At 52.5% G+C, this 752-nt stretch carries 1 protein-coding gene; it reads left to right on the forward strand.

All coding sequences use genetic code 11. The annotated features are described in order from the left end of the window. Window positions 1-111: 111 nt before the first annotated feature. Entirely contained in the window at window positions 112-531 is a 420-nt protein-coding gene (locus GM672_RS27770; protein ID WP_170300288.1) for a sensor histidine kinase, read from the forward strand. Window positions 532-752 lie beyond the last annotated feature (221 nt).

Below are 752 nucleotides of genomic sequence, written 5' to 3' on the forward strand. Positions count from 1 at the left end.
CTTCGGCTTGTTTCAGGATGGCGATGATCTGGCTGTCGGTAAAGCGGGACGTCTTCATGTAGAGCTTTCTGTTCTTAAGTAGAAAATTCTACTTCTAACGACGCTCTTTTTGTGGGGGGATTACCGATTGGCGCCGCAAGCGATATTACACAGCGCAAGCTTGCGGAAGAACGGCTGAAGGACGGCGAACAGCGAAAGGATGAGTTCCTGGCCATGCTCGCGCATGAGTTACGAAATCCACTGGCCCCTATCAGCTCGGCGGCGGAACTGTTACGAATGGCCGTGCTCGACCGGACGCGTGTGCAGCAGACAAGTGAAGTCATCATCAGGCAAATCAAACATATGACCAGTCTGGTGGATGATCTGATGGATGTCTCGCGGGTTAGCCGGGGACTGGTGAATCTCGACAAAGCGCCCTTGGACATGCGGCAAATCGTGAATGAGGCGGTAGAACAGCAGACCCCGCTTATTCAGGCAAGGCGTCACCATCTTCGATTGCATCTCGTTCCAGGTAGCACTGAGGTACCCTGACTTTTTCGGACACTTCCGATTGATAAAATTGTCGGAAGGGGCAAGCACATGAAATTGAAAACATACACGCCCGAGTTCAGAGCCGAAGCAGTCATGAATCGCCACGACTATCGTAGACACTCCTGAGCCATAATGTCGGGCACAAGGAGAAGATATGAGCGGTAAGCGGTACACAGAGGAATTCAAGATTGCAGCGATCAAGCAGGTGGCGCAGGGCGGTC

Source organism: Pseudoduganella buxea, from assembly GCF_009720835.1.
Lineage (GTDB): Bacteria > Pseudomonadota > Gammaproteobacteria > Burkholderiales > Burkholderiaceae_D > Rugamonas > Rugamonas buxea.